The sequence below is a fragment of the Streptomyces sp. NPDC004051 genome (assembly GCF_053604275.1).
Map to the genome: position 1 here is coordinate 99,929 of NZ_JBSGHG010000022.1, position 15,327 is coordinate 115,255.

At 70.0% G+C, this 15,327-nt stretch carries 20 protein-coding genes; 10 read left to right on the top strand and 10 right to left on the bottom strand.

What is annotated here, in order from left to right; all coding sequences use genetic code 11:
- Positions 1-88 precede the first annotated feature (88 nt).
- Positions 89-610: an ATP-binding protein gene (locus ACWEQO_RS22380; protein WP_361450960.1), complete on the top strand. Its 522-nt coding sequence runs from the start codon at positions 89-91 to the stop codon at positions 608-610.
- A gap of 160 nt (positions 611-770) precedes the next feature.
- On the opposite strand, the gene ACWEQO_RS22385 is transcribed toward ACWEQO_RS22380, so the two are convergent.
- The 4 genes from ACWEQO_RS22385 to ACWEQO_RS22400 all read right to left on the bottom strand — a co-directional run bounded on the left by ACWEQO_RS22385 (position 771) and on the right by ACWEQO_RS22400 (position 3,947).
- Positions 771-1,205: a hypothetical protein gene (locus ACWEQO_RS22385; RefSeq protein ID WP_452984955.1), complete on the bottom strand. Its 435-nt coding sequence runs from the start codon at positions 1,203-1,205 to the stop codon at positions 771-773.
- 343 nt (positions 1,206-1,548) lie between these two features.
- Positions 1,549-1,977 carry a VOC family protein gene (locus ACWEQO_RS22390; RefSeq protein WP_361450965.1) on the bottom strand — a complete coding sequence of 143 codons (429 nt, stop codon included), beginning with the start codon at positions 1,975-1,977 and terminating at the stop codon, positions 1,549-1,551.
- 47 nt (positions 1,978-2,024) lie between these two features.
- A complete protein-coding gene (locus tag ACWEQO_RS22395) occupies positions 2,025-2,906 on the bottom strand; it encodes an NmrA family NAD(P)-binding protein (protein ID WP_452984956.1) in 882 nt (293 codons plus the stop codon).
- Positions 2,907-2,966: 60 nt separating this feature from the next.
- Entirely contained in the window at positions 2,967-3,947 is a 981-nt protein-coding gene (locus ACWEQO_RS22400) for an alpha/beta fold hydrolase (RefSeq protein ID WP_452984957.1), read from the bottom strand.
- 316 nt (positions 3,948-4,263) lie between these two features.
- On the opposite strand from ACWEQO_RS22400, the gene ACWEQO_RS22405 reads away from it, so the two are divergent.
- Both ACWEQO_RS22405 and ACWEQO_RS22410 read left to right on the top strand, forming a co-directional pair.
- A complete protein-coding gene (locus ACWEQO_RS22405; protein WP_452984958.1) occupies positions 4,264-4,620 on the top strand; it encodes a zinc ribbon domain-containing protein YjdM in 357 nt (118 codons plus the stop codon).
- 733 nt (positions 4,621-5,353) lie between these two features.
- Positions 5,354-5,953: a hypothetical protein gene (locus ACWEQO_RS22410; protein ID WP_452984959.1), complete on the top strand. Its 600-nt coding sequence runs from the start codon at positions 5,354-5,356 to the stop codon at positions 5,951-5,953.
- A gap of 196 nt (positions 5,954-6,149) precedes the next feature.
- On the opposite strand, the gene ACWEQO_RS22415 is transcribed toward ACWEQO_RS22410, so the two are convergent.
- The gene (locus ACWEQO_RS22415) at positions 6,150-6,350 is read right to left on the bottom strand and encodes a hypothetical protein (protein WP_361450978.1); all 201 of its coding nucleotides are present in this window, start codon (positions 6,348-6,350) and stop codon (positions 6,150-6,152) included.
- Positions 6,351-6,846: 496 nt separating this feature from the next.
- On the opposite strand from ACWEQO_RS22415, the gene ACWEQO_RS22420 reads away from it, so the two are divergent.
- The gene (locus tag ACWEQO_RS22420) at positions 6,847-7,032 is read left to right on the top strand and encodes a hypothetical protein (protein WP_452984960.1); all 186 of its coding nucleotides are present in this window, start codon (positions 6,847-6,849) and stop codon (positions 7,030-7,032) included.
- Between the two features lie 248 nt (positions 7,033-7,280).
- Here ACWEQO_RS22420 and ACWEQO_RS22425 read toward each other — a convergent pair whose 3' ends face one another.
- Positions 7,281-7,634: a hypothetical protein gene (locus ACWEQO_RS22425; RefSeq protein ID WP_452984961.1), complete on the bottom strand. Its 354-nt coding sequence runs from the start codon at positions 7,632-7,634 to the stop codon at positions 7,281-7,283.
- A 255-nt stretch (positions 7,635-7,889) separates the two neighbouring features.
- Here ACWEQO_RS22425 and ACWEQO_RS22430 point away from each other — a divergent pair, with 255 nt between their 5' ends.
- From ACWEQO_RS22430 to ACWEQO_RS22440, 3 genes are all read left to right on the top strand, one after another.
- Positions 7,890-8,171 carry a hypothetical protein gene (locus tag ACWEQO_RS22430; RefSeq protein ID WP_452984962.1) on the top strand — a complete coding sequence of 94 codons (282 nt, stop codon included), beginning with the start codon at positions 7,890-7,892 and terminating at the stop codon, positions 8,169-8,171.
- Between the two features lie 90 nt (positions 8,172-8,261).
- Positions 8,262-8,840 (top strand): dienelactone hydrolase family protein, encoded by a 579-nt coding sequence (locus ACWEQO_RS22435; protein ID WP_452984963.1) that lies wholly within the window; start codon positions 8,262-8,264, stop codon positions 8,838-8,840.
- Positions 8,806-9,159, top strand: coding sequence for a DUF5959 family protein (locus ACWEQO_RS22440; protein ID WP_452984967.1), 354 nt, complete (start codon positions 8,806-8,808; stop codon positions 9,157-9,159). The genes ACWEQO_RS22435 and ACWEQO_RS22440 overlap by 35 nt, the downstream gene beginning before the upstream one ends.
- Before the next feature lie 80 nt (positions 9,160-9,239).
- Here the strand turns inward: ACWEQO_RS22440 and ACWEQO_RS22445 are convergent, their stop codons facing one another.
- Positions 9,240-10,001: a phosphoglyceromutase gene (locus ACWEQO_RS22445; RefSeq protein ID WP_361450990.1), complete on the bottom strand. Its 762-nt coding sequence runs from the start codon at positions 9,999-10,001 to the stop codon at positions 9,240-9,242.
- Between the two features lie 147 nt (positions 10,002-10,148).
- Between ACWEQO_RS22445 and ACWEQO_RS22450 the strand changes: the two genes are divergently transcribed.
- A complete protein-coding gene (locus tag ACWEQO_RS22450) occupies positions 10,149-11,450 on the top strand; it encodes an MDR family MFS transporter (protein ID WP_452984964.1) in 1,302 nt (433 codons plus the stop codon).
- A 32-nt stretch (positions 11,451-11,482) separates the two neighbouring features.
- Here ACWEQO_RS22450 and ACWEQO_RS22455 read toward each other — a convergent pair whose 3' ends face one another.
- The 3 genes from ACWEQO_RS22455 to phoU form a co-directional block, all read right to left on the bottom strand.
- Complete coding sequence (locus tag ACWEQO_RS22455) at positions 11,483-11,734, bottom strand: SCO4226 family nickel-binding protein (RefSeq protein WP_361450996.1); 252 nt, start codon at positions 11,732-11,734, stop codon at positions 11,483-11,485.
- 132 nt (positions 11,735-11,866) lie between these two features.
- Entirely contained in the window at positions 11,867-12,028 is a 162-nt protein-coding gene (locus ACWEQO_RS22460; RefSeq protein WP_279335256.1) for a hypothetical protein, read from the bottom strand.
- A 126-nt stretch (positions 12,029-12,154) separates the two neighbouring features.
- Positions 12,155-12,856, bottom strand: a complete 702-nt coding sequence (phoU, locus tag ACWEQO_RS22465; RefSeq protein WP_361450999.1) for a phosphate signaling complex protein PhoU — start codon at positions 12,854-12,856, stop codon at positions 12,155-12,157.
- Positions 12,857-13,125: 269 nt separating this feature from the next.
- Here phoU and ACWEQO_RS22470 point away from each other — a divergent pair, with 269 nt between their 5' ends.
- Positions 13,126-14,508: a sensor histidine kinase gene (locus ACWEQO_RS22470; RefSeq protein WP_452984965.1), complete on the top strand. Its 1,383-nt coding sequence runs from the start codon at positions 13,126-13,128 to the stop codon at positions 14,506-14,508.
- The gene (locus tag ACWEQO_RS22475) at positions 14,505-15,185 is read left to right on the top strand and encodes a response regulator transcription factor (protein WP_030403545.1); all 681 of its coding nucleotides are present in this window, start codon (positions 14,505-14,507) and stop codon (positions 15,183-15,185) included. The genes ACWEQO_RS22470 and ACWEQO_RS22475 overlap by 4 nt, the downstream gene beginning before the upstream one ends.
- Positions 15,186-15,327 lie beyond the last annotated feature (142 nt).

Below are 15,327 nucleotides of genomic sequence, written 5' to 3' on the forward strand. Positions count from 1 at the left end.
GCGATTCCGCGACCCTTGAGCACGGAACGTGACGACTCGTGCGCATCGCGGGACGTCTCAAGGCTCGACAGGCAAGGACGGGCACGCCGTGCTGACAGGAACGACCACCGCGGGTGACGGGTCCGGAAGGGACACCGGCGTCACTCAACCTCAGGAGAAAGCCGCTCAGTTCGCCTCCACACCCCACGGCGCGCGGCTCGCCCGGCGTCTCGCCGTGCGGTGTCTGGAGGAGTGGGGGCACCCGCCGGCCTCGGACGTGTCGGGCACGGTCGCCCTGGTCGTCGGCGAGCTCGTCGCGAACGCGGTGCGGCACGGCCGCGTCCCGGGGCACGACTTCCGTCTCCGGCTCCGCCTCGACGAGGTGGCGGGCCTGGTGCGGATCGAGGTCGCCGACGCCGCCGCCGGGAGACGGCCGCCGACGGCTCTGCCCTCCTCGTGCCCCGACGGCGAGTCCGGCCGGGGCCTGCTCCTGGTGGACGCGCTGGCCGAGCGCTGGGGATGGGAGCCGCGTGAGCCCGTGGGCAAGACGGTCTGGGCGGAGGTGCCGGTCTCAGCGCCCGGGGGAGGGATGGCGGAGCCTGCCGATGACGGCTCCGGCCCCCAGCCGTGAGCGGCTGGGGGCCTCTGCGCCGGTGGGCGCGGACGGTCTCGAACCGCCGATATCCGCCGTGTGGCTCACCAGTGGCCAAGAGCGGACCAGGTGCATGGAGCCATTCACGTCCCTGAGGCGATCACGTTCGTCCCAGCGCAGGAGGTGGGACGCTGTCCGTTCACGGTTCCGGCGTGGCTCCGGGCGTCGGCGCCTCGCGCTCCACCCACGTACCGCAGCCGGTGATCACCGAGCCCGTGCGATCGCAGGTGATGGTGTGCACGGTCCCGGACGTGGTGATCACGTCGATGACGATGTCACTGCCCTGACCGGTGGGGCCGACGTCGATGGACACCCCGCAGGCCCCGTTGGGTACGGCTCCTCCCTCATCGGAGAGGTCGTCCCAGTCGATGGATCCGAGAGGGCTGAGCTCGTCGCCTACATAGGCGATTCCACCGCTTGTCGCCGCGTAGAAGGCTCCGCCGCCACCGCCTTCCTGGCGGACGGTGTCGATTTCGAAGCAACCGTCACCGTCACCGGGGCCGGGCCTGTCCTTGTCCTTTTCCTTGCCGGGCTCAGGGCTCGTCGTGGGGCGGGGGCTCGACTCGGTGGACACAGAGGTCGCGGCAGGTTCGTCGCTCAGGCCCTGAGCTGATGTCGGTACGGCACCCAGCGTCCCCAACAGCGCTATTGCGGCCAGCGAGGTGCCCGCGAATATCCCACGCCGCGAACGGCGAAAAGGCGATATGGATCTGTCTTGAACATGCATGGAACGACTCCCTGGTCGATCGGGTCCGGAGTTTTCCGGGGTACCGTTCCATTCTTTGCGGCTGACTGATCCCCACCACTTCTATTGAGCTGGCCGAATGACTTCCGTTGAATTCCGCGGAGCGTCTCGGCTTCCTCGCAGCAGCCGGAGTGACGGCCCGGAGGGCGCCGCCCGCCCGTGACGGAAGCGGTCACACGACCGGTTCGCCGATGCCCAGCAGGTTCCCCTCGCTGTCGCGGAACCAGACGGCGCGTTCGCCGCGGGCGCCCCTGCTCGGGTAGTTGCCCTCGATCTCGGCGATCCCGTCCTCCGCCGTCCGGAACCCCGGCAGGTCGACCACCTCGAACACCACGCCGCGCCGCCTCAGCTCCGCCACGACCGCCTCGATGTCGTCGACCTGCCATCCCATCTGCGTGAAGGCACCGGACGAGGCCCCCGCCGACCGGAACACGGCGAACTCCGTGCCGCCGCACCGGTACAGCAGCCCGCCCGGCCGCTCGTCCACGGGCTCCAGGCCGAGCTTCTCGGAGTAGAAACGCCGCGCCCGCTCCAGGTCCCGGGCCGGCAGCCTGGTCGCCACGCGGCCCTTCGCCAGAAGGTTCCCGCCGTCAGCCTCCATGCCTTCACTCTGCCGTGACCGGCGGATGATCCGCACCTTGACGGGGGCTACGCCCTGAAGGCGTCCGCGTGCTCCGCGGCCCACCGGGCGAAGGTACGGGCCGGGCGGCCGGTGACCTTCTCGACGGTGTCGACGACCGTACGGCCCACCTCGGGGGTGTTGCCGTACACCTCGAGCAGGAAACCGATCACCTCCTCGGGCCGGCCCGCCGCCCGCCACTGCGCGACGGCCTGTTCCTCGGTCAGTTCCACCAGGGCGATGTCCCGGCCGCGGGCGGCGGCGATCGCCGCCACCTTGTCGCCGACGGTCAGTGCCTCGGGTCCGGTGATCACGTACTCCCGGCCGCCGTGGCCCTCCTCGGTGAGCGCGACCGCGGCGACGGCGCCGATGTCGCCCTCGTGGACCATGGCGCTCAGCCGGGAGACGAACGGTTCGCGGACCTCGTCCGCCGCCGTGATCCCGTCCGCCCACTCCAGGGCGTTGGCCATGAACTCGACCGGCATCAGCACCGTCCGGTCCACCCCGTCCGCGGCCCGCACGGCGTCCTCCAGCGGGGTCGGCCCGCCGCCGTTCAGCACGGTGACCCGGCGTACGCCGGCCGCTCGGGCCCGGTCCAGGATGCGCGGGCCGGTCTCCAGCGGGGCGAAGAGGGCCCCGTCGAAGGTGATCAGGTGGAGGCCGGTGACGCCCTCCAGGGCCGGGACCAGGCTGTCGGGTTCGGTCAGATCGCCCCGGACGACTTCGACGTCCGCGGGGAAGGAGGCCCGTGCCGGATCCCGGGTGAGGGCGCGCACCACGTGACCGCGGGCGAGCAGCTCGGCGACGACCTGACGGCCGACGGTGCCGGTGGCGCCGGTGACGAGGACCTTCTGCGCCTTCTGCGCCTGCTGCGCCTGCTGTGTCTTCTGTGTCCGCTGTGTCTGTGTCATGGCACGACCGTAGGAAGCGTTGCGGTCGGATGCTGTCCGCATGGGTGCCGGAGGGGTGCGTCAGGCGGGCAGTGCGGTGAGCCAGTCGGTCAGGAGCCGGTTGACCTCGGCGGGGCGTTCCTGCTGGATCCAGTGGCCGCAGCCGTCGAGGAGGTGGGAGGAGACCAGGCCCGGCAGTGTGACCGGATACGCCTCGATCGCTTTGGCCGACCAGGTGGTGGAGGCGTCGAGAGCGCCGCCGATGAACAGGGACGGCTGGGTGACGGGGGCGCCGTGGAAGGCGGCGAGGTCCTCCCAGTCGCGGTCCATGTTCCGGTAGCGGTTGAGCGCTCCGGTGAAGCCGGTGCGTTCGAACTCCCCGGCGTAGAAGTCGAGATCGCTCTCGCCGAGCCAGGCGGGCCGCCGGCCGACGGGGAACCGGTCGCGCATCGTCCCGCCCTTGCTGACGAAGTGCGGGTCGGGGGCTCCGGGCGCGGGCATGGTGTCGGGGGACAGGGCCGCGTACAAGCCCGCGAGCCAGCCGCGTACATCGGGTTCGATCTCGGCCTCGGCGCGGCCCGGCTCCTGGAAGTACGAGACGTAGAACTCCTCGTCCCCGCCCATCCGGGCGAAGACCTCGCTGGGGCGGGTGCCGCCGCGCGGGGTGTAGGGAACGCTCAGCAGTCCCACCGCGCGGAAGACGTCCGGCCTGAGCAGGGCGGAGTTCGCGGCGATGGGCGCGCCCCAGTCGTGGCCCACGACCACCGCCGACTCCTCGCCCAGGGCGTGCACCACCGTGACGTTGTCCTCCACCAGGGCGAGCATCCGGTACGCGTCCGGCGCGGCGGGCTTGGAGGAGCGGCCGTAGCCGCGGACGTCGAGGGCGACCGCGCGGTACCCCGCCGCCGCGAGCACCGGCAGCTGGTGGCGCCAGGAGTACCAGGACTCGGGGAAGCCGTGCACGAGCAGTACCAGCGGCCCGGTTCCCTGCTCCGCGAGGTGGATCCGGCCTCCGGGCGAGGCGATCGATCGGTGGGTGATCTCCGCGGCGTTCTGGTCCATGCGTCCTCCTCCAGGGCCGGTGGTCTCCTCCGGAGCCGATCACGCGAAAGGGCCGGCCGAGAGGACGAGCCCGTTCGCCGACCCGACAGACCCGGACCACGCCCGCTGGAACCTGCCCCCCTGCCGGTCGAGGAAACCCGGCCACGCTTGCCCGGGGCCCACCCGAGCCCGATCGGTTCCGCAGAGGAGACGGTCGACTCGGTCGAGCCGTGACCGCACCGGTGGACGAGATCCTCGCAGGAGCCCGCAGCCATCCGCGGGAGGGATGCCCCGGGCTCGTTCGCCGGTCGTACTGGTGTCTGGATACGCTCGCAAGATGATGGAGAACCTTCCCCCCTGTCCGAAATGCTCATGCGAGTACACCTACGAGATGAATTCCCTTGTCGTGTGCCCGGAGTGCGCGCACGAATGGGACCCCGAGAGCGGCGCGGAGGGCGAGGGCGCCGCCGCGGAGCGCGTCGTGAAGGACGCCGTCGGAAACGTGCTGCAGGACGGCGACACCGTGGTCGTCGTCAAGACGCTCAAGGTCAAGGGGAGCCCGACGGGCATCAAGGCCGGCACCAAGGTGCGCAACATCCGGCTGATCGACGGGGTCGACGGCCACGACATCGACTGCAAGATCGAGGGCTTCGGGGCGATGCAGCTCAAGTCCGGTGTCGTGAAGAAGGGCTGACCGAGGGCGACCGTCGGAGGGTGTCGAGCACCGCTGATTCCTCGTCCTCCGGCGGGCCCACCCGGCGGCCGAGAAAGCTCGCCGTGTGCGGTGCCGGGAGGGGTGCTCGCGCCCACGGGCATGACGCGCCTGTCCCGCGGCGTGAGCACTTCGGCCGCCGCTGTCCGGATTCCGCTCGTTCGAGCGCCTGTGTGGCGCTTTCCCGCCGACTGCTCACGCTTTTCATGCTTTCCCGGAAGGGGTCGGCGTCCGGCCGCCCCGCAGTACCGGGACCGCCGGGCAGTCCTTCCATTCGGTCCGTTCGGTCCGTTCGCGGCTGTCCGACGGGTGGTCGCTGTCGGTGTGCGTCGTGCCGCCGGTCGAGCCGATGGCGCTGTTGCCGCGAGCGGCATGCTGCTGGGTCGCGTGAGTGGTCCGGCGGTCGCTGCGGCCCGTGGGAGCGCAGGCGCAGCGCAGTGCTGCACGGCGAGGCGCCCTCTGTCCGCTTTTCCCATTCCGTCAGGTTTGCTCGCTGTTTTACTTGACGGTCGAATTGGTTGTCGAAAGCGCCTTTGGGGCGGGTGGATGACCTTTTGAATCCCGCATCGTTTCTCTTCACCCGTCACGTTTCGCCGATGGCGTGGGAGGGGTCTTCTGCTGTCCCCTCAAGGGGAATTGAATGGCAGTTGAGTGATCGTTTTCGTGGTAGAGTTTCATTGAATTCGCAGGACGCCGCAGAAAAAAGGGGAATGGCGTGAACACCGAGAAGGTCACGGCTCGACGTCTTACGGCCGAAGAGGTTTCGGAGCTGAGTCTCCAGGACGGAATCTTCGTCTCGGCAGGGATGGACGACCTCCCTCTCGACTGCTATGCCCCGGCTTCCCTCACGGAGCCGGGCGGGAATTTCGAGGGAGGATCCTTCACCGCGAGGACGATATTCGGTCAGGAGATCAGCATTCTCCCGGACAATGCCGAAGAGCCTGGGATCTGGGTTGCCGACGAGGCAGGGGAAGAGATCGAGGTTCTTCAGAATGCGGGCGTCCTCCTGAATCTCGCCCTCTTCGTGCCCAACGGGAACAAGGAATCCCTGCAGGCGCTCTACGCCGCCGCCCGGGAAGCCTTCGGCGCGGGGATCGTCCAGCGCTGGAGCGAGGAAGTCGTCACGGTGCCGGATGTCAAGGTCGACTTGTTCGAGGAGCCGGCCCGGGGGCGGAAGGGCGCGAACAACCAGAACCGTGACCGCCGCGCCCTGGACATCTACCCGACCCGAGTGCGCTTCATGGAGCCCAGCGACGGCTGGAAGTTCATTGTCGAACTGCACAAGGAGATCGTCGACGAGACGCCGACGATCTGACCCGGTGGCAGATTAGCCTCGGTCTTTCGCGGGAGCCCGTCAGCTTGCTGGCGGGCTCTTCTGCGTCTTTCGGGGTCAGTGCGTCGATGTCGTTCACTCGAGCAGGCTGGTGAGCGACCCGGAGCTGTTCGTGCCGGTGCCGGTGCCGGTGCCGGTGCTGGGCGAAGGGGTCAACGGCATGTTGAGGAAGCGCGTGTCACGCTGTTTCCAGGGCTTCCCCGAACTCGCGCAGCACTTTGCCGTGGCGGCTGCGGGCGAGTTCGTGCCCGACGCCTATGGCGAGCGCGATGGGCCACTCGATGAGTTCGAATGCCGCGAGGAATCCGAGGCCCGCGAGGAAGGCGAGCTGGTCCACGGGAGGAAGCTCGAGCCGACGGTCGCCCACGAGGACGGTCATCGTATTGCTCGAGACGGCGTGTTCGGCTGCGGCGCGGGGTCCGCTGGGCTTCGTGATCGGAACCGGCGCACCGGAGGGCGCGGTGCCGGGGCCTGTCCTGCTTGCTTGCGCGGTCATGTCATGTTCCGTTTCATCGGCCGGTGCCGGGCATCCGCTCGATGTCCTTCTTCCACGCTAGCTCCGTACGGTCCGGTGCCCCGGGTCCCACCCGAGCCGGGCTGGTTCCGATCCGGCACGGCCGTGCGCCGGGAACGGCGCCGCCGGTGTCCCCGCCCAGGAGGTGGCACTCCATCCGAAAGCCGTGAGCACTTCGGCCGTTACTGTCCGGATACTGCTCATTTGAGCGCCTACCTGACAATCAGCCGCCGACTGCTCACGTTTTCGGCAAGGGGGCCCACCCCCGACCGCTCCGCAGCTCGGTGCCGGGCCACACGGCACCCTCTGAAAGACTGCCGTCATGACGGGGCCGTGAGCGCCGATCAGTTCACGCACCGCGGTGGCGACTCGTGCACCGGAGCCGAACGAGCCGTCCGACCCGCCGGTGGACCGGTCCGAGGCGCCCAAGACCTACACGTGGACGTTCGAGCTGGAGCGCGACGACAGGGAAGCGCTCCGGCTCTACTTCTTCTTCGGTGACCCGGACTCGCGCAGCACGTACATCCTGGAGAGACAAGGGCCGTAGTCCGTCGCGTCACCGTCCGCCAAGGGACACCGCCTCGCGGCGGTGTCAGGTCATGCGCAACGGCCTCGTCCTCCGTCAGGTCGATCACGGCGGTTCTGTGGTCCTGCACCACTGGCTCAGGGGCGTCGTCACCAGGCTGTCGAGATTCCCTGGTCGGCACTCAGGGATGCCGGCACTTGGGCTTGCGTCAGTGGATCCGGCCCGGGCCGCCGGCGCAGGCAGGCAGCCGACGACGCTGTGTTCGTTGGTCAGTGACCGTGCCTCAGTCGGTTGATCCAGCGACCGAGCCCTCGTCCTGAACGGCGAGGACGCGGCTGAAGGGAGCGACGCCCCGCTGCCTCGGCCCGGCCGGCTTCGCCAGGGCTTCGTCCCCAGTGGTCGTCGGGCGACAGGATCGGCGCTCTGCGTTCTGCTTGCGCCCGGATCTCGACGTGAGCCTCGTGAGCCGTGATGCGGAACGCCTCTTCGTAGGAGGCCATGGCCGCGCTCATGGCCCCGCCTGCGAGGCCCCGGCGACGGATACGCGCTGCCAGCCACGCGAAGAAGCCCAGGACTGCGGCAAGGCTCCCGGCCAGGATCAGGAAGGGCATGAGCGCGTCCATGGACATGACCCTACTGCGCTGATCCCCGGCACCCTCCTGACGCCGACCACCACCGGGTGCTGCCCGGGCTCGGTGACAGGTGATGTCGTGTGGAGGGGAGGCAAGGCGACGGCTGAGAGTCCAAGGGCAGCCTCAGGACAGCGAAGAACCCCCTGCCGGTGGGAGAACCGTCGGCAGGGGGCTCACGCGTGTGGGCTTGCTTCTTCGAGCTTGGGAAGCTGCGATCATCCGTGCCTGGTTCGGCCGCTGACCTTGGTGAAAGCCCGCGGTGCGGCCACCGCGGAAATCCTCACCCAGTGGTCCCGCATCGGTGAACTCATCGGAGAGGTGAGGGACTTGCAGGCCGAATGGGCCAAGGAGGCCATCCAGCGGATCACCACCGAGAACACCACCCTCAAGCAGCGGGTCCGCCGGCTCACTGCCGACCGCCGCCCCCTCGACGAGCGGCTCAAGGCCGCCCGCTCCGACCTCCGCTTCCAGGACCGGCGCGTCGCGGACCTGGAAGCCCGCATCGCAGATCCGGCTTCAACGGTCTGATCCCGTCCGGCTACGACCCGCAGATGTCAGTGGTGCGGGCCATGCTCGTGCTGCGGTGCCGCCCGGGTACCGCAGCACGAGGGGAGCGACATGGCTGAGGTGCTGGTTTTCCACCACGGGTACGGGCTGACCGTCGGCGTTTGTGAGTTCGCCGAGCAGCTGCGACGGGCCGGACACACCGTCCACGTTCCGGACCTGTTCGAGGGGCAGGTATTCGACAGTCTCGAGGAGGGAATGGGTTACGTTCAGGAAGCCGGGTTCGGCACGGTCATCGCGCGCGGAACCGCCGCCGCCGAGGGGCTGCCTACGGAACTCGTCTACCTCGGGTTCTCGCTCGGCGTCCTGCCGGCGCAGAAGCTGTCCCAGACCCGCCCCGGCGCAAAGGGGGCGTTGCTGCTGGAGGCATGCGTCCCGGTCGCGGAGTTCGGCGGCGCCTGGCCCGACGATGTCCCGGTCCAGGTCCACGGCATGGACGCGGATCCGTTCTTCTCCAGGGAAGGCGATGTGGACGCGGCTCGCGCGCTCGTCGAGACAGCGGCAGATGCCGAGCTGTTCTCCTATCCCGGCGACAGGCACCTGTTCACCGACAGCAGCCTGCCGACCTACGACGAGCAGGCCGCCGCGCAGGTCTCTCATCGAGTGCTGGACTTCCTCGACCGCATCAAATAGCCCGGCACTTCGGCGAGGACCACCAAGGCCAAAGGCTGCCCGCTCCGACCTCCGCTTCCAAGACCGCCGCGTCGCCGTCCTCGAATCCGGGAGGACTCCTTCCCTGAGGTTCAAGCCCCAGGAGGGCGGCGAGCTCTTGGTGTCCGTGCACGACGGGCCGTCGACGGGGATCACGGTCACTCTCCCGTTGTTCGTGCTACCGCCGACGTGGGTCGCCGAGCAGCGCGGCCTTCTTGCCCGGGTGCGTGAGGTCTATCCCCGTGAGGTGGTCGAGACGTCACCCGGTGCGTACGAGTGGCGGGGCGACCGCCACTCCTGACGGTCCAGAGACGGCCCCGGGACAGCGACAAGCCCCCTACTCGCGAGGAAGTCGCAGGTAGGGGGCTCGAAGCGTTCGGGCTACTTCTTCTTGCCCTGGTTCTTGACCGCCTCGATGGCGGCCGCGGCGGCGTCCGGGTCGAGGTAGGTGCCGCCGGGGTTGACCGGCTTGAAGTCGGCGTCGAGTTCGTAGGAGAGGGGGATGCCCGTCGGGATGTTCAGGCCCGCGATGTCGGCGTCGGAGACGCCGTCGAGGTGCTTGACCAGGGCGCGCAGGCTGTTGCCGTGGGCGGCGACCAGGACCGTGCGGCCGGTCAGGAGGTCGGGGACGATCGAGTCGAACCAGTACGGGAGCATCCGGACGACGACGTCCTTCAGGCACTCCGTGCGCGGGCGCAGCTCCGGCGGGAGGGTCGCGTAGCGCGGGTCGTCGAACTGGGAGTACTCGGCGTCGGTGTCCAGCGGGGGCGGCGGGGTGTCGTAGGAGCGGCGCCACAGCATGAACTGCTCCTCGCCGAACTCCGCGAGGGTCTGCGCCTTGTCCTTGCCCTGGAGGGCGCCGTAGTGGCGCTCGTTCAGGCGCCAGCTGCGGCTGACCGGGATCCAGAGGCGGTCGGCGGACTCCAGCGCCAGCTGCGCGGTGCGGATGGCGCGCTTCTGGAGGGACGTGTGGACCACGTCGGGCAGCAGACCGGCGTCCTTGAGCAGCTCGCCGCCGCGCGTCGCCTCCTTCTCGCCCTTCGGAGTGAGGTTGACGTCCACCCAGCCGGTGAACAGGTTCTTCGCGTTCCACTCGCTCTCGCCGTGGCGGAGGAGGATCAGCTTGTACGGTGCGTCGGCCATGGGTCCGAGCGTAATCGAAGCCACGAGCGGGCCGTGCCCCCGCTCGATGGGCGGACGATCGGCGGGACCCGTTAATCGAGTGGTGTACCCCTCCGGTTCCTTTGTAAGGTGTGCTCGCCGTTTCAGGTGCTTACATCGGGGGGTTGCGTGGTATCCGTCGTCCGTGTCCGGAGTGCGGTGCGGGAGACCGTGTCCGGACTGCCCCCGGCGTTCTGGTGGTTGTGGACGAGCACCCTCGTCAACCGGCTCGGCGCCTTCGTCGCCACCTTCATGGCGCTCTACCTCACCCTCGACCGCGGCTACTCCGCCACCTACGCCGGTCTGGTCGCCGCCGTGCACGGACTCGGCGGGGTGATCTCCTCGCTGGGCGCCGGGGTGATGACCGACCGGATCGGCCGACGGCCCACGCTGCTCATCGCACAGGCCTCCACCGCCGTGTCCGTGGCGGCCCTCGGTTTCGTGCGCGACCCCATCTCCATCGCCGCCGTCGCCTTCCTCGTCGGCATGGCCAGCAACGCGTCCCGGCCCGCCGTCCAGGCGATGATGGCCGACATCGTCCGGCCCGAGGACCGCATCCGCGCCTTCTCCCTCAACTACTGGGCCATCAACCTCGGCTTCGCCGTCTCCGCCACGGCCGCCGGGTTCATCGCCGAGTACAGCTACCTCGCCGGGTTCCTCGTCGAGGCCGCGATGACCATGGTGTGCGCCGTCGTCGTCTACGTGAAGCTCCCCGAGTCGAAGCCCGTACGGAGCGCCGAGGAGGAGCGGGAGGACTCCGTGGGGCTGGGGACCGTCCTGCGGGACGGGCGGTTCATGGGGGTCGTCGGGCTGTCCTTCCTCGTCGCGCTGATCTTCATGCAGGGCTCCGTCGGACTGCCCGTCGCGATGGGCGCGGCCGGGTTCACCCCGGCCGACTACGGCATGGCCATCGCGGTCAACGGTGTGCTGATCGTCGCGCTGCAGATCCCGGTGACCCGGTTCATCGAACACCGGGACCCCGGACGGCTGCTGGTGATCTCCTCGCTCCTCGCCGGGTACGGCTTCGGCCTCACCGCCTTCGCCGGATCGGTCGGCGTCTTCGCCCTCACCGTCTGCGTGTGGACGCTCGCCGAGATCGTCAACGCGCCCACCCAGACCGGGCTGGTCGTGCGGCTGTCGCCGGCCCACGGACGCGGGCGCTACCAGGGCATGTACACGATGTCCTGGGCCGTCGCCGCGCTCGTCGCCCCGCTGATGTCGGGGTTCGTCATCGACCGGTTCGGGGCGCGGTGGCTGTGGGGCCTGTGCGCCGTCATCGGCACCGTGGCCGGACTCGGGTACGGGCTGCTGATGCGCGGCCTGCCGAACGAGGAGACCGCGATCGCAGAGGAGACCGTGACTGCCGCGGGGAAGGACGACGGGGGGAAGGACGAGGGGATTCAGCCGACGCCGGAGGTCAGTGCTCCCTGAAGGGCGCCGCCTCCGGCGGGGGTCAGGACCGCCTACTGCACCGACAGCGGTACCGCGTGGATCTCGTCGGCCTTGTGGCCGGTGCGTTCGTGGATGCGCTGTACCGCTTCGGCGGAGGGCGCCTCCGAGAGGCAGTAGAGCGTGCCGGACTCCGGGTCCGCCCAGGCCTGCCGGAAGTAGACGCCCTCCTCCTCCTGTATCGCGAGGTCGGCTTCATGCGCCTGCCGTAGCTGGTCCGCCGTGATGCCCTGCATGCCGTGGTGGATGTCCATGAACTGGGTCATGGCCTCGCACCTCCTTCCCGCTCCGGGCCGTACGCGCCGACTCGGGGCGTCCGTACTTCCATGCTGCGCCCGCGCCGGCCGCCCGGCATGCCGAAGGCCCCGGCGGGCGCCGGGGCCTTCGAACGGGCGTGCTCAGCACTGGCAGGGGCTGCCCGACTGGCAGCCGCAGCTGCAGCCGGAGCCGCAGCCGCACGCGGCGACCAGGGGCAGGCTCCTGATCTCGGCGGGCTGCTCCGTCTCCCGCTCCTGCGTGGGATCGGGCGTCGTGCCGGGGGAGCTGGGGGAATCGGCCATGGGTCCCTCCTCGAGACTGGCGCCGTGCCTGTGCCCATTGGATGCCCGTTCCAGCGGGCGCATCAACGGCGCATTGGGGCTCATGCGCGCCTTCGGCCGATTTCCGCGCCCCCCCACGCGGTCCGGTCAGGCCTCCTGTGCCCCCGGCACCGGCTGGATGTCGGGCTGGACGTCCGGCTGGATCTCGTCCGCGTGCTCGCCCGTGACCAGGTAGACCACCCGCTTGGCGACCGAGACCGCGTGGTCGGCGTAGCGTTCGTAGTAGCGGCCCAGCAGCGTCACGTCGACGGCCGTCTCGATGCCGTGCTTCCAGCGGTCGTCCATCAGGTGCTGGAAGAGGGTGCGGTGCAGCAGGTCCATCTCGTCGTCGTCCTGCTCCAGCTGGAGCGCCAGGTCGACGTCCTTGGTGGTGAGCACCTCAGCCGCCTTGGCCATCAGGCGCTGGGCCAGCTGACCCATCTCCAGGATGGTCGCGTGCAGGTCGTGCGGAACCGCACGCTCCGGGAAACGCAGCCGGGCCAGCTTCGCCACGTGCTGCGCCAGGTCGCCGGACCGCTCCAGATCGGCCGACATGCGCAGCGAGGTCACGACGATCCGCAGATCGGTCGCCACCGGCTGCTGGCGCGCCAGCAGGGCTATCGCACGGGCCTCCAGGTCGTGCTGCAGTTCGTCGACCTTCTGGTCGCCCTCGATCACGTGCTCGGCGAGCTTCAGGTCGGAGTCGAGGATGGCGGTCGTGGCGCGCCCGATCGCCGACCCGACCAGCCGGGCCATCTCCACCAGACTGTCGCCGATCGAATCCAGTTCCTCGTGGTACGCGTCCCGCATCGGGGCTCCTCTCGTGCATCTACTCGGGGCTTCGGGAGCCGGGCTCCCGCGGGGTTCCGGGGCGGGTGCTCCGCCACGCAGTCGACGGCGCGAACCCCGCGCGACCGACGGTGCGAAACCCCACGCTCCCACGTTCCGATCCTTACGCGTCCGGTTCCGCCACCCCAAATGAACCATCCCTGGCTCCGAGGTGAACTCTGGGCGACGAGTGTTCGAGCTTGCTCTCTCGTGGCTGTGGCCACTGGTGGGCGCATGCCTAACCTGGACACATGGACGTGAACGCGGCGGTCGCCGCAGCGGCGGCGATCGCCGGATTGCTCACCGGCGCCATCGCCGTGCTGGCGTTCCGCTTCAGTGAGCGCGAACAGCGGCGCCCCACGCGTTCCTCGCTGCACACGGAACCGGTGCTTCCGCCGGGCGTGGACACCGTGCTCTCCGTACTGCGCTCCTCCGCCGTCGTCCTGGACGAGGCGGACGGCGTGGTCAAGGCCAGCTCCGCCGCGTACGCCCTCGGGCTGGTCCGCGGCGGCGAGCTCGCCGTGGAACCCATGCTGCAGATGGCCCGCGACACCCGGCGGGACGGCGAGATACGGCAGGTCGAACTGGATCTGCCCCGCCGCGGCACCGGACGCGGCGAGGCCCTCGCCGTCTCCGCGCGGGTGGCGCCGCTCGGCTCCCGGCTCGTCCTGCTGCTCGTGGAGGACCTCACCGAGGCCCGCCGCATCGAGGCGGTGCGGCGCGACTTCGTCGCCAACGTCAGCCACGAGCTCAAGACCCCCGTCGGCGCGCTCTCCCTGCTCTCCGAGGCCGTCATGGACGCCTCCGACGACCCCGAGGCGGTGGAGCGCTTCGCCGGCCGGATGCAGGGCGAGGCCACCCGCCTCACCAATCTGGTGCAGGAGCTCATCGACCTCTCCCGCGTCCAGAACGACGATCCGCTCGAGGACGCCGAACCCGTTCGCGTGTACGAACTGGTCGCCGAGGCCGTCGACCGCTGCCGCCACGCGGCGGGCGCCAAGCAGATCACCATGGCCTCGAACGTGTGGGCGCCCGACGGGCCCGAGGGAACCGAGGGGCGCGAAGGACTCGAAGGGCCCGACCAGGAGGACGGCGGGCACCTGCCGAGCGCCGCCGACCTGCGCGTCTGGGGCAACCGCGGCCAGCTCGCCGCCGCCCTGGGCAACCTCGTCGAGAACGCCGTCAACTACTCGCCCGCCCGCACCCGCGTCGGCATAGCGGCCCGCAGGGTCGCCCAGCCGGGCGGGGGCCTGATCGAGATCGCCGTGACCGACCAGGGCATAGGAATCTCCGACAAGGAGAAGGAGCGCGTCTTCGAGCGCTTCTACCGCGTCGACCCGGCCCGCTCCCGCGCCACGGGCGGCACGGGTCTGGGCCTCGCGATCGTCAAGCACGTGGCCGCCTCGCACGGCGGGGAGGTCACGGTGTGGAGCGCCGAAGGCCAGGGCTCCACGTTCACCCTGCGGCTTCCCGAGGCCGCCGCGGCCCCCACCCGCGACCGCACCTCCCCGTCGTCCCGCCGGGACGACCCCGAAGGCCTCGAGGACGAGGCCGTAGGGTCCACCCCCTCATCCCCCCACGCTCCCGATTCATCCGCGTGCGAAACGCTTCCCTCCCCGGAGGTCCTTCCGTGACCCGAGTGCTCGTCGTCGAGGACGAGGAGTCCTTCTCCGACGCCCTGTCGTACATGCTCCGCAAGGAGGGCTTCGAGGTCGCCGTCGCGGCCACGGGGCCCGACGGCCTCGACGAGTTCGAGCGCAACGGCGCCGACCTCGTCCTCCTCGACCTGATGCTGCCCGGACTGCCGGGCACCGAGGTGTGCCGCCAGCTGCGCGGCCGCTCCAACGTCCCCGTCATCATGGTGACCGCCAAGGACAGCGAGATCGACAAGGTGGTCGGCCTGGAGATAGGCGCCGACGACTACGTCACCAAGCCGTTCTCCTCGCGCGAACTGGTCGCCCGTATCCGCGCCGTGCTGCGCCGCAGGGGCGAGCCCGAGGAGGTCGCCCCCGCGGCCCTGGAGGCCGGCCCGGTCCGCATGGACGTCGACCGGCACGTGGTCACCGTGGGCGGCACCAAGGTCGACCTGCCGCTCAAGGAGTTCGACCTGCTGGAGATGCTGCTGCGCAACGCCGGGCGCGTGCTGACCCGGATGCAGCTCATCGACCGGGTCTGGGGCGCCGACTACGTGGGCGACACCAAGACCCTCGACGTCCACGTCAAGCGGCTGCGCGCCAAGATCGAGCCGGACCCGGGCGCGCCGCGCTACCTGGTGACGGTCCGGGGGCTGGGCTACAAGTTCGAGCCCTGAGACCTCGGCCGGCACGCGCCGGCACAGGACGGTACGACGGTGGGCGGGATCCCTGCGCAGGGGGCTGGGTCGAGTTGATCGTGTCGACGACCCTCTGCGCGAAGCCCCGGCCGAGAACGGGCCCCAGGTGGATGTCGCTGAC

Excerpts from the sequence above, each read along its gene's own strand:
- ACWEQO_RS22390 (WP_361450965.1), bottom strand. The coding sequence starts at position 1,977 with ATGGAGGCTGACGGCGGGAACCTTCTGGCGAAGGGCCGCGTGGCGACC.
- ACWEQO_RS22395 (WP_452984956.1), bottom strand. The coding sequence starts at position 2,906 with ATGACACAGACACAGCGGACACAGAAGACACAGCAGGCGCAGCAGGCG.
- ACWEQO_RS22400 (WP_452984957.1), bottom strand. The coding sequence starts at position 3,947 with ATGGACCAGAACGCCGCGGAGATCACCCACCGATCGATCGCCTCGCCC.
- ACWEQO_RS22405 (WP_452984958.1), top strand. The coding sequence starts at position 4,264 with ATGATGGAGAACCTTCCCCCCTGTCCGAAATGCTCATGCGAGTACACC.
- ACWEQO_RS22415 (WP_361450978.1), bottom strand. The coding sequence starts at position 6,350 with ATGACCGTCCTCGTGGGCGACCGTCGGCTCGAGCTTCCTCCCGTGGAC.
- ACWEQO_RS22425 (WP_452984961.1), bottom strand. The coding sequence starts at position 7,634 with ATGGACGCGCTCATGCCCTTCCTGATCCTGGCCGGGAGCCTTGCCGCA.
- ACWEQO_RS22435 (WP_452984963.1), top strand. The coding sequence starts at position 8,262 with ATGGCTGAGGTGCTGGTTTTCCACCACGGGTACGGGCTGACCGTCGGC.
- ACWEQO_RS22445 (WP_361450990.1), bottom strand. The coding sequence starts at position 10,001 with ATGGCCGACGCACCGTACAAGCTGATCCTCCTCCGCCACGGCGAGAGC.
- ACWEQO_RS22455 (WP_361450996.1), bottom strand. The coding sequence starts at position 11,734 with ATGACCCAGTTCATGGACATCCACCACGGCATGCAGGGCATCACGGCG.
- ACWEQO_RS22460 (WP_279335256.1), bottom strand. The coding sequence starts at position 12,028 with ATGGCCGATTCCCCCAGCTCCCCCGGCACGACGCCCGATCCCACGCAG.
- phoU (WP_361450999.1), bottom strand. The coding sequence starts at position 12,856 with ATGCGGGACGCGTACCACGAGGAACTGGATTCGATCGGCGACAGTCTG.
- ACWEQO_RS22470 (WP_452984965.1), top strand. The coding sequence starts at position 13,126 with ATGGACGTGAACGCGGCGGTCGCCGCAGCGGCGGCGATCGCCGGATTG.